Origin of the sequence: Acinetobacter sp. YH12151 (genome assembly GCF_013418355.1) — a bacterium.
In the GTDB taxonomy this organism is placed as follows: Bacteria; Pseudomonadota; Gammaproteobacteria; order Pseudomonadales; family Moraxellaceae; genus Acinetobacter; species Acinetobacter pseudolwoffii.
In genome coordinates, this window is sequence record NZ_VPCG01000065.1 from 1 (window position 1) to 10,199 (window position 10,199).

The 10,199-nt window shown below is 42.3% G+C and carries 11 protein-coding genes; 6 read left to right on the forward strand and 5 right to left on the reverse strand.

All coding sequences use genetic code 11. The annotated features are described in order from the left end of the window. Positions 1–112: 112 nt before the first annotated feature. The 3 genes from FTU82_RS14675 to ispH form a co-directional block, all read right to left on the reverse strand. Complete coding sequence (locus FTU82_RS14675) at positions 113–190, reverse strand: prepilin-type N-terminal cleavage/methylation domain-containing protein (RefSeq protein WP_227523942.1); 78 nt, start codon at positions 188–190, stop codon at positions 113–115. 17 nt (positions 191–207) lie between these two features. After that, positions 208–639, reverse strand: coding sequence for a Tfp pilus assembly protein FimT/FimU (locus FTU82_RS14680; RefSeq protein WP_180101537.1), 432 nt, complete (start codon positions 637–639; stop codon positions 208–210). A gap of 161 nt (positions 640–800) precedes the next feature. Then, positions 801–1,751 carry a 4-hydroxy-3-methylbut-2-enyl diphosphate reductase gene (gene ispH / locus FTU82_RS14685; protein ID WP_100357314.1) on the reverse strand — a complete coding sequence of 317 codons (951 nt, stop codon included), beginning with the start codon at positions 1,749–1,751 and terminating at the stop codon, positions 801–803. 134 nt (positions 1,752–1,885) lie between these two features. Here ispH and gmk point away from each other — a divergent pair, with 134 nt between their 5' ends. The 3 genes from gmk (at position 1,886) to FTU82_RS14700 (ending at position 5,186) form a co-directional block, all read left to right on the forward strand. Next, positions 1,886–2,509: a guanylate kinase gene (gene gmk, locus FTU82_RS14690; RefSeq protein ID WP_005094292.1), complete on the forward strand. Its 624-nt coding sequence runs from the start codon at positions 1,886–1,888 to the stop codon at positions 2,507–2,509. 76 nt (positions 2,510–2,585) lie between these two features. Continuing rightward, positions 2,586–2,867 (forward strand): DNA-directed RNA polymerase subunit omega, encoded by a 282-nt coding sequence (gene rpoZ, locus FTU82_RS14695; protein ID WP_004650579.1) that lies wholly within the window; start codon positions 2,586–2,588, stop codon positions 2,865–2,867. Between the two features lie 213 nt (positions 2,868–3,080). Further along, entirely contained in the window at positions 3,081–5,186 is a 2,106-nt protein-coding gene (locus FTU82_RS14700) for a bifunctional (p)ppGpp synthetase/guanosine-3',5'-bis(diphosphate) 3'-pyrophosphohydrolase (RefSeq protein ID WP_100357313.1), read from the forward strand. Positions 5,187–5,259: 73 nt separating this feature from the next. Here FTU82_RS14700 and FTU82_RS14705 read toward each other — a convergent pair whose 3' ends face one another. Beyond that, positions 5,260–6,318, reverse strand: a complete 1,059-nt coding sequence (locus tag FTU82_RS14705; protein WP_180086548.1) for an RNA-guided endonuclease TnpB family protein — start codon at positions 6,316–6,318, stop codon at positions 5,260–5,262. Positions 6,319–6,449: 131 nt separating this feature from the next. Here FTU82_RS14705 and FTU82_RS14710 point away from each other — a divergent pair, with 131 nt between their 5' ends. The 3 genes from FTU82_RS14710 (at position 6,450) to bfr (ending at position 7,934) form a co-directional block, all read left to right on the forward strand. Beyond that, a complete protein-coding gene (locus tag FTU82_RS14710; protein ID WP_004787096.1) occupies positions 6,450–6,833 on the forward strand; it encodes a RidA family protein in 384 nt (127 codons plus the stop codon). Between the two features lie 218 nt (positions 6,834–7,051). Continuing rightward, positions 7,052–7,246 carry a bacterioferritin-associated ferredoxin gene (locus tag FTU82_RS14715; RefSeq protein ID WP_100355163.1) on the forward strand — a complete coding sequence of 65 codons (195 nt, stop codon included), beginning with the start codon at positions 7,052–7,054 and terminating at the stop codon, positions 7,244–7,246. 223 nt (positions 7,247–7,469) lie between these two features. After that, entirely contained in the window at positions 7,470–7,934 is a 465-nt protein-coding gene (bfr, locus tag FTU82_RS14720) for a bacterioferritin (protein ID WP_100357312.1), read from the forward strand. Positions 7,935–8,343: 409 nt separating this feature from the next. Here the strand turns inward: bfr and FTU82_RS14725 are convergent, their stop codons facing one another. Next, complete coding sequence (locus tag FTU82_RS14725) at positions 8,344–9,978, reverse strand: PglL family O-oligosaccharyltransferase (protein ID WP_180086549.1); 1,635 nt, start codon at positions 9,976–9,978, stop codon at positions 8,344–8,346. Between the last annotated feature and the right edge of the window lie 221 nt (positions 9,979–10,199).

Genomic DNA, 10,199 nt, shown 5'->3' on the forward strand with positions numbered 1-10,199 from the left:
GAGATCCATGCACGCATGGCAGTCTTGAATAAATTCACAGAATTAGGTCGCCCTCATACCCAAGTTGTCTCTTAAATTTGAGTAGCTTAAGGGAACTCAGCCTTTCAAACCTTTATGCAACAAAGCCACTGAGAAGTATGAGTGCAACCAATACCTCGACCAGTCCAGCACCTTTTTGAGAATTTTTCATTGTCTAATTTCCCTCACTCAGGTTGGGCAACTGGTTGCTAATTTTTTGTACACGACTGTTCCACCTTTTTGTACATAGACATAAGTTTTTAGAGCTGAATCATTTATATGGGAAAAAACAAAGCACTGACCGCTTCCAACTATAGAGGATTGGCCTGAACGTTCAAAACTGACTGAAGTATGTTCGCTCTCTTCGTGACTATGTGTTGGTGTCCAGGTTTTATATGAGTCCGCAACTGTAGTATTTAACGCTAAAATTTGAGCTTTCTGCTTAAAAATAGCTTCAGATCGAGTTTCAGCTAACAGATCAATAAAATCACGAGTATCTGTGGTTAACTGATAATTTCGAACTAATTTGATAAACGAAGGCGCAGCCATCATGGCAACAATCGCCAACACTGCAATCGTCACCATCAGCTCAATTAACGTAAATCCCTTATTCTTTTTCATCCCGCCCCCAAAGCAACAAAACTTTACCCTATTAAAAATAATATCTCACTTAATTACAAAACATACACACAACAGATAAAAGGTATAAAAAAACAGATAATTGCCAAAAAGCAATTATCTGTCAATTCCTAAAAAATTCAGAATGTTAAGTACTTAACACTTTAGGCTTGAGTTACCGGAATACGTAACTCTTTGGGTAAACTAAATGTAATATTCTCTTCACGACCATCCAACTCTTTAGGTGCTTGGGCACCCCAATCCTGTAAACGCTGAATGACCTGTTTAATCAGAATTTCTGGTGCAGAAGCTCCGGCGGTTACTCCAATCTGGGCATTTTCTTCAAACCATTCCTGTTTGAGTTCATCGGCATTATCAACCAGATAGGACGCTTTACCCATACGTTCTGCCAACTCACGCAGACGGTTGGAGTTTGATGAATTTGGCGAACCCACGACAAGTACCACATCACAACGCTCAGCTAGATCTCGTACTGCATCCTGGCGGTTTTGGGTGGCATAGCAAATATCATCTTTACGCGGCCCTTGAATCAGCGGGAATTTTTGGCGTAAAGCATCAATCACTTTCGCCGTATCATCAATCGATAAGGTCGTTTGCGTGACAAAAGCCACTTTTTCAGGATGATGCACAGTTAAGGCAGCAACATCTTCTTCATCTTCGACCAGATAAATTTCACCACCATTTTTCTTGTCATACTGACCCATGGTACCTTCGACTTCAGGGTGACCTTCATGACCAATCAGAATGGCTTCTACGCCTTCACGCGCATATTTGGTCACTTCAATATGCACCTTGGTCACCAATGGACAAGTCGCATCGAAAACTTTTAAACCACGGCGTTCGGCTTCAAGTTGTACCGCCTTGGAAACACCATGTGCGCTAAAAATCACAATATTGTCATCGGGCACTTCATCAAGTTCATCAACAAAGATCGCGCCACGCTGACGCAGGTCATCGACTACAAATTTGTTATGTACCACTTCATGCCGTACATAAATCGGTGGATTAAAGCATTCTAGGGCACGGTTCACGATCGCAATGGCACGATCTACACCAGCACAAAAACCACGTGGGTTGGCTAAAACAATTTCCATAGAATCCTCAATACTCACACCATTTTTAGCGGTTCAATTGAAATAAATGTAAAACAATCGACTGGTAACTATTTAGTTTAAAGCCGGTCTACTCTAAAATAGAGAAGATATTTTATCATATCAGGAAAAATATCATGTCGGGTCTCTTGTTTGTCGTTTCTGCAGCGTCTGGAACAGGCAAAACATCCCTTGTTAAAGCCCTACTTGAGCGTGTCAATAACCTTCACGTTTCTGTGTCCCATACCACACGCGGTCAACGACCTGGCGAACTCGATGGCGTGCACTATCATTTCTCCCAGAAAGATGATTTTTTAAATCTGGTCAATGAAGGTGGTTTTATTGAATACGCAGAAGTATTCGGTAATTACTACGGTACCGCGCAGGCGACCGTTAAAGAACAACTGGCCAAAGGCCATGATGTGCTACTGGAAATTGACTGGCAAGGTGCACAACAAGTCCGTCGACTTTTTCCTGAATCTCAACAAATTTTTATCTTGCCACCAAGTCAGTTTGACCTACGTGAACGTCTATCTAACCGGGGTACGGACACAGTTGATGTGATTGAACATCGTCTGAGCTGTGCAGTGGAAGATATGCAGCAATATAGCAACTTTGACTATATTATTATCAATGATGACTTTAACAAGGCACTGCATGATCTCGAAGCGGTCATTATCGCCAACCGTTTGACCTTGTCGCAGCAAGCCAACCGTCATGAAAAACTGATTCAGCAACTGATCACACCCACTGAACAGTGATTAAAACTTGAGTCTATAGGCAAAGCCTTTTATACTGTGCAGTCTGTTAAAATTTATTATTCAAACGAGAATTCTTATGGCACGCGTCACCGTTGAAGATTGTTTAGACCATGTAGACAACCGCTTTGAGCTTGTACTAGTGGCAAGCAAGCGCGCGCGTCAATTGGCACGTCAAGGTATTGAACCAACTGTAGAATGGGACAATGACAAACCGACTGTTGTTGCTTTACGTGAAATCGCTGCAGGTCATGTATCCAAAGATATTTTGAAACAACGTGATCAGGACTATCAAACATCAAGTCTGGACCTTGCACTTTCTGCAAATAATCTAAACTTAGACGGTTTTTCTTTCCAATAAGAGATCGTCACAAAAAAAGCCTAGTTTTAAACTAGGCTTTTTTTGTTATGTGACTTTTATATTTATGCCAGAACGGTTATAACATAAGGGTTAGCTATCGAACTTGAATCCGCTTTCTATTTGTTAAAGTAAAAAATTGGCAAGCGCTACAATTCATATTTATCAAAGCTTTCATGGTTTTATTTGTAAGAAACTCAGTTTTAAAGGTGTTTTATGCCAGGCCCACAGGTCAGTCAAGCCAAGCAACAGTTAGAGATGATGATCGACGCGTATTTAAATGAACGTGATGTCGAACGTGTGCTTGCGGCCTGTGATTATGCAGATATCGCGCATGACGGTATTGTGCGTAAAAGTGGCGAACCCTATATTTTACATCCGATTGCGGTGAGCTGTATCTTGGCGCATATGCGTCTGGACACTGAAACCCTGATGGCTGCTTTATTGCATGATGTGATTGAAGATACCGACTTTAACAAGGATGATATCAGCGAGACTTTTGGTTTTACCGTGGCCGAGCTGGTCGATGGCGTGACTAAACTGAGTCATTCCAGCGATAAAGAATATAATAAAGCCGCGTCATTCCGAAAAATCCTGCAAGCCACCTTACAGGATCCACGTGTCATTATTGTGAAACTGGCAGACCGCTATCACAACATGACCACTTTAGAGGCGCTGCGACCGGACAAACGTGCCCGTATTGCCCGCGAAACCTTTGAAATTTTTGTGCCGATGGCACGTATTGTCGGTATGAATGAAATGGCCGACAACCTGGAACATCTGTGTTATCAGAATCTTGATCTGGACATGTACAACAACGTTCAGGCAGCGCTATTAGAAACCAAGCCAAAACGTTGTGAATATCAGGCGATCTGGGAACAAAAGCTGAATGATCTCTTAGAAGACTATAAAATTGAAGGTCGAATCAAAAAGAAAAATAACAATATTGAGCTGTTACGCCACTTTGTTAAAAATGATATTGACCTGCAAGAGCTGACCCATAGTCATGCCTTTGAAATTATTTTACAAAGCATTGCAGATTGTGACCGTCTGGCAGAGATTCTGACTCAAAGCTTTAAAATTCAAAGCTATGAAGATCATATTCGCCGTCCATTACCCGGTGGCAACCAGTCCTTGATGATGCGTTTAAAAGGTGAAAAAACCACGTTATCACTCACCATTCAAACCGAACTGATGCGTAAAGCGGCACGTTTTGGTGTGGTACTGGGTGAAAATGCCCCCCAAGCCTGTCGTTCTGCAATTCAGGCCTCGATGCAAAATCTGAACGTGTTGGTCGATGGTGAATGCGCCAAAACCACCTTTAGTGAATTACTGGATTATCTGCATCAGGAAAAAATCTGGGTGTATACCCCGCATGGGCATTTACACGAATTGCCGCAAGGTGCGACAGCGGTTGATTTTGCTTATGCGGCCAGCCTGTTTCTCGGTAACCATGCCATCGGGGCGAAAATTAACAATGAGACCAAACCGCTCTCTACTCCGCTAGTCAGCGGTCAGGTGGTCGAAATCATTACCGATGTCCTTGCAACCCCCAACCCGGACTGGCTCAGCTTTATCAACACCCAGAAAGCCCGCCGAGCCATTCAGAATATCTTGCGCGATCAGGATCTGGACGAACAGCGTCTGGTCGGTCAACAGGCACTGAATCGTGCCCTAAAACTGTTTCATCGTTCGATCCGGGATCTGACCGAAGCGGACTGGAAAAACCTGCTGGAATGGCGCCATATTGCGACTAAAGAGCAGCTGTTTGAGCAAATTGCAGTCGGTGACTTATTGCCGCAACTGGTGGCCAATCATTTATTTGCCCAAGACCAGCATCAGAATATTGCCAGCTCAGGGCGCCTGATTCAGGGTACTGAAGGTGTGGATGTCAAATATGCACATTGCTGTAATCCGGTGCTGGGCGATCCGATTCAGGGTCATTTGACTCGTCGTGGCCTGATTGTGCACCGTTCACGCTGTCATAACCTGCTGCATGAACAGCATCAGCACCCTGAAAATATCATGCCCTTGCAGTGGACTGCCGACGATCTGGACGATATCAGCTTTAGCGCCTATCTCAGCATTGATCTGGCCATGGATGATGAGCAGATTTCCGACCTGATTTATCAATGTCGTAAAGCACATTCGGGGGTAGAGATGGTGCGCACCCAAGATGAGCAGACCTATGTCAATATCGTGGTGCATAACCGCAAACAGATTGCCCAGATCATCCGGGACCTGCGTATGTATTTCGGTTTTCCAAGAATTACCCGTCTGACCCGACCCGTCATTCTGAGCGAAGCATCTAAAGCGAGTTAATCATTTAAAACGATAATGCTGTTGTCTGCTGGATTGATCGAATATGATGTATGTTGATGTTGACATCCTCCAGCTAAAGCAAGCGGATTCCTACTGCTAGACGCTCATGCCCAAGCGCAAGTATGTTCTTAGCGGAATTTAAATCACGATGATTTATACTTCCACACTCACATTCCCATACTCTTATTCGCAAATCTGTTCTGCCTTTGGGACTGCTAGAGGTGATTTCACCGCAGCACGAACAGATTTGGGTTGTGAATTTCTCACTGACTTCCTCAAACAATACCCCTGCGTTCTCGCATTTATACTTGAGCATTGTTTTCAGTGCTGAAAATCCTGTGTCCAAAACAGATTTCGCCATCTTGGTTTTTACAAGTTTGCTCGCACTTAAGTCACCTACAACAATGAGTGCATTTTCTTTCACAAGCAGAGTGCTTGCTTTATGCAAATGGTCTTTACGACAATTGGCAATTTTAGCGTGTAATGCACGTACACGTTTTTTATTTCTTGCTCTTTGAGCAATCCCTAATTTCTGCTCGTAATTACGGTAGAACTTAGGATTTGAAATTACAGTACCATCTGAGCAGGTGGCAACGTCTTTTAGACCAAGATCAATACCAATCGCTTTAGTTGCCGTTGGTTTGTCTTGTTTAGGTGAGTCCACAACAAGACACACATACCAGCGCCCACGACTATCCTCAACGAATGAGCCTGTTCTCACGCTGTATTTATTTATGCCGTAGCTATCCCATAGCTTAAATTTCTGCTTGCCGTATTGCACATATCCATCAGCATATTTAATCGCTACTTTTTTAAATGGTATCCAACCAAGCGAACGTCTTGCTGACTTCTTGTTACTCACACGCCATTTCAGCTTTGCTTTCTTGTGTTGTCTTCTTTTATCAACATATTCTTCTGTTATCCCTTGCACTGTTTGACTATGCAAACCACACAATTTTGAAGTTCCTTTTGTGTATTGAGTCATATCAAATGCTGAGAAAAAGTCACCTGTTCTTTTCAGGTGTTTGAAACTCAAATCATTCACATAATTCCAAACAAAGTTCACCTCAGATGCTAATTGGTCTAGCACCTTGCAATGTTTGTCTTTTATGCGTAATTTAAGTGTTTTCATGAGCTTATTTTAGATCATGTTAAATTAAAGGTGTTGATTTTAAAAAATTCAACGACATTTTATGTCGTATCGCTTATATCTCTGCCCTGAAGGACAGAGTTTTACGCTCCATTTGATAAAAGGAGAAATTAATGTTCCGCCAAGTAATCCATACTGAAAATGCCCCTGCTGCCATTGGCACCTATTCGCAAGCCATTCTTGTGGGCGATACCCTGTATCTATCTGGTCAAATAGGTTTAGATCCATACAGCATGGAACTGGTTGAAGGCATTGAAGCACAGATTCGCCGTGTATTCGATAATTTAAAAGCCGTCTGCGAAGCGGCCGGTGGCTCTCTGGCAGACATCGCCAAACTGAATATTTATCTGACTGATTTATCGCACTTCCAGCTGGTGAACCAGATTATGGGTGAATATTTTGCCCAGCCTTATCCAGCACGTGCAGCACTCGGTGTTGCCAGCCTGCCAAAAGATGCCCTGGTCGAGATGGATGGCGTTGTCATCATTCAGCAATAATTTTTAAAACTTATTTAATACCTAAACTTCTATATTGAGTTTGCAATCATGAATCACTCAAGCAAAAACCCGAGCAATAATCGGATTTTTGCTTGAGTGATATTTTTTTATCTAAATCACCAATCACAATAAAAGCTATTTCAAATGATTTTTATTGACAAACGATAACAATTATCAATAATATTACTTATCTTATTTAAACACTGTGGTTGTGTCCTATGTACGTTTGTTTATGCCGTGGCATTACAGATCAAGACATTAAAGATGCTATTGCAAATGGCGCTGAAACGTATCGTGATGTGCGCGATACACTGGACTTGGGAACCTGCTGTGGCCGCTGTGCACCAGAAGCCCGTATGATCATCAGTGATGAAGTTTCACAAATTGCAGCCCGTCTGGCTGTGGCCGCCTAAACCGAATAAAGATAATCATAAATCAATGATCTCAGATCATTCCTCCTCCCCCGCCCCTGACTCTGGCGGGTTTTTATTGCCGTTGATCTAAGCCTGGATCGATTTGATTGCGATTTTCATTTGCTGTTCTATAAATTACTCGCCATTGCCCCCTGACTTGCTTTACTATCATCCTTAGAGTGCTTTCTTAGAAAGATAAAACAGGTTCAAATGGAGTTATGTGATGAAAGGCAATCGTGATGTGATTAATCAGCTCAATCAGGTGTTGTATCACCACCTAACTGCAATTAACCAGTATTTCCTGCATTCACGCATGTTTAATGACTGGGGCATTGAGAAACTGGGCTCGGCAGAATATAAAGAATCGATTGTGCAGATGAAGCATGCCAATAAAATTATTGAACGGATTTTATTTTTAGAAGGTTTGCCAAATCTGCAACATCTGGGCAAACTGTATATCGGCCAGCATACTCAAGAAGTGCTGCATTGTGATGTACGTAAAGTTAAAGAAAACATTGAGACCATTCAGAAAGCTGTGGCACTGGCTGAAACTGAAATGGATTATGTGACCCGTGATCTGGTGCAGGAAATTCTGGAAAAAGAAGAAAACTATCTGGACTGGACTACGACACAAATTGATCTGATTGAAAGTGTGGGTATCGAAAACTATATTCAAAGTCAGCTCTAAGATTCGATTCAAAATCAAAATCAAAATCAAAAAGCCAGCATCTGCTGTAATGCCAGTCAGTTAAGAAATTGACTGGCATTTTCTTTTTTAAATTCATGATCATATTTGATAAGTAGAAAAGTCATCCGCAACTGTTTGAGGCAGGGCTAGATTTAAAAATGATTGTTTCTGCGACAAATTTACTAGTCGATGGTGGCTGACGAGTTTTGCGGTGAGGAGTGTTGCTCCGAAAGATGCCTTCCTTGCGAAGCTTCGCTTCTCATTTGGGCGAAACCAAAGTAACAAATTATTCTCAAGTATTTGATTTATAAAGTTAGGACTCCGCCGTGAATGACTGAAAAGTTAAAGAGTCTATTTCTAAACTTATTAACTGATCAGCATCAAGCATCTGCTGGCTTTTTTGTACTTATTAGCGCGGCATATCTCGAGTCACCTCTGCATAGCTCAGTTCAGTTTTCTGAATCGTATTTAAACGCTGCAGTTGATGCTGTGCTTCATCGACATAGCCGTTATACGCCAATAAACGAATATATTTTAAAAAGTTGTATTTGGTTGGATAGCTCACCACCAACTTTTCATATTGATGAATTTCATCTTCGCTCATCTTGCGATAAGGATTGACTCGAATCCAGTCAATGCGGTGATTAAACTCGGTCAGCAGATAGATCGGCTTTTCATTGGTGATATTTTCAGGCTGCATTTCATAGCGAATACTTTGTCCGAGTTTTGGTACAGCAGTATCGTAATCTCGATAAATTACGACCAACAAGAGCAACCCAAGACTGAAAGTCAGTTTCAGGCATATCGAAGGCAAGGTAATGGTTTTAATTTTCGGATTTTGCGCCAAGACCGTGCCCAGAATAAATCCTACCGGTAATAAGAAATAAGCATAATGCTGTGGAAACTCAAACATGGTATGCGTGACAAATGCCCCAACCATCAAGATCCCGATGACAGATTCTGGGGTATTGACCCAGCGTTGTAGCTGATAACCCAAATAACCGAAATAGGCCAAGAAAGGCAGACCGATGAGCAGTCCATTCCAGAGTAAAAAGTCCAGAATAAAATTATGCGCGCTACGAATCCAGACTGGGCCTTGCACGGTATCGCTAATCGAGACAAAAGCCACACTGGTCTGATACCAACCATAGCCAAACCATGGCTGTGCCTGAATGGCAGCCAGCATTTGCTGCCAGATCGCGAGGCGTGACATATCTCCAGTGGCACGCGATACCACATCACGGCTTTGCACGACATCCGCACCCATCGTCTGTGCAGCGAGCTGACTGAGTAATGGAAAAGCCACAATACAGGCAATAAAGAAGATGAACCAAGTGATGCTGTAAACCCATTTCAGGCGAATAATCCCTTTATATTGATAGAACGCTAGATACAACATAATTGCGATTGCAGCAACCCATGCAGTACGTGACTGACTTAAAGCCACTCCCATAACAATCACAGCAGCGCAGGTAAATAGCCATTTGCTCTGGATTTTTTTCTTTTCATATAAGTAAAGGCAGCTCATTAATGCCATGACTAAAAAAGTCGCCATATTATTCGGCTGGGCAAAGTTGGCATAAGGCCGCTGATTACCACTAATATTTACCATACCTGGCAAAGTTGCATCCAGATTGGTCCATTGGCAAATGGCAATAATGCCTGTGACTGTACCTGAAGCCAAAAATACATAGCTCAGATTAATAAAGGTTTCTTCTCGGCTATAGTTTCCTGTTGAAAAGTTATAACCCAGTACACTTGCCAGCCAAAAGCTAAACACGAAAATAAAGCCCAGCATGGCGATGCTAAAGAAAAACACTTGTCCTGTTAAAAAATGGATCAGCGGTACACCAGCGAGGAGCAATAAAGGAAAACTAATAGCTGGAATTTTTAATTTTTCTTTTAAGCAAATTGCAGCCAAGGCGAATAGTGCAAAAAATGCGTATAGCTCACCGGTATAGGTCACCCACGGCCGATAATGAATGGGCATGAGCCACGCAAGGGAGATCAGGATTGCTGCGATAAGGGCAAGCGTGAATTTCATGGAAATATCAGGCGGTAGAAGTTTGGCACATGATAAACAAAAAGCAGATTAAAGGGTAATCTGCTATTCGGATTAAAAGAACTAGAACTAGTTACGGCTTTGTTGCATAAAGGTTTGAAAGGCTGAGTTCCCTTAAGCTACTCAAATTTAAGAGACAACTTGGGTATGAGGGCGACCTAATTCTGTGAATTTATTCAAGACTGCCATGCGTGCATGGATCT

Coding starts and splice junctions, on each gene's coding strand:
- FTU82_RS14725 (WP_180086549.1), bottom strand. CDS start 9,978: ATGAAATTCACGCTTGCCCTTATCGCAGCAATCCTGATCTCCCTTGCG.
- FTU82_RS14705 (WP_180086548.1), bottom strand. CDS start 6,318: ATGAAAACACTTAAATTACGCATAAAAGACAAACATTGCAAGGTGCTA.
- bfr (WP_100357312.1), top strand. CDS start 7,470: ATGAAAGGCAATCGTGATGTGATTAATCAGCTCAATCAGGTGTTGTAT.
- gmk (WP_005094292.1), top strand. CDS start 1,886: ATGTCGGGTCTCTTGTTTGTCGTTTCTGCAGCGTCTGGAACAGGCAAA.
- FTU82_RS14675 (WP_227523942.1), bottom strand. CDS start 190: ATGAAAAATTCTCAAAAAGGTGCTGGACTGGTCGAGGTATTGGTTGCA.
- rpoZ (WP_004650579.1), top strand. CDS start 2,586: ATGGCACGCGTCACCGTTGAAGATTGTTTAGACCATGTAGACAACCGC.
- FTU82_RS14710 (WP_004787096.1), top strand. CDS start 6,450: ATGTTCCGCCAAGTAATCCATACTGAAAATGCCCCTGCTGCCATTGGC.
- ispH (WP_100357314.1), bottom strand. CDS start 1,751: ATGGAAATTGTTTTAGCCAACCCACGTGGTTTTTGTGCTGGTGTAGAT.
- FTU82_RS14700 (WP_100357313.1), top strand. CDS start 3,081: ATGCCAGGCCCACAGGTCAGTCAAGCCAAGCAACAGTTAGAGATGATG.
- FTU82_RS14680 (WP_180101537.1), bottom strand. CDS start 639: ATGAAAAAGAATAAGGGATTTACGTTAATTGAGCTGATGGTGACGATT.
- FTU82_RS14715 (WP_100355163.1), top strand. CDS start 7,052: ATGTACGTTTGTTTATGCCGTGGCATTACAGATCAAGACATTAAAGAT.